General features: G+C 39.2%; 1 protein-coding gene. It reads right to left on the reverse strand.

Translation table 11 applies throughout. The features are described 5' to 3' along the window. Positions 1–293: SulP family inorganic anion transporter (locus tag AOA61_RS21670; protein WP_143521235.1), on the reverse strand; the 293-nt coding region annotated here is incomplete at both ends.

The raw sequence follows: 293 nt of genomic DNA on the forward strand, positions 1-293 counted from the left end.
GCAGCATCTGTCTTAGGCACTTTATGAATATTAACTAATGAATTCCAATCAAATGTTCCAATTGAAACCATGATCATAACACCTGCAAGTGCAGCCATAGGAATTTGTACTACTACATTACCCAATAATACAATGAGGACCATTAGGAACACACCTGCTACTAATGTGGATAAGCGTCCTCTACCACCTGATTTTACGTTAATTACAGATTGACCAATCATTGCACACCCAGCCATACCACCAAAGCAACCAGTTACCATATTCGCAATACCTTGACCACGACTCTCTTTATT

It is taken from the genome of Pseudomonas sp. 2995-1, from assembly GCF_002742505.1.
Lineage (GTDB): Bacteria > Pseudomonadota > Gammaproteobacteria > Pseudomonadales > Pseudomonadaceae > Aquipseudomonas > Aquipseudomonas sivasensis.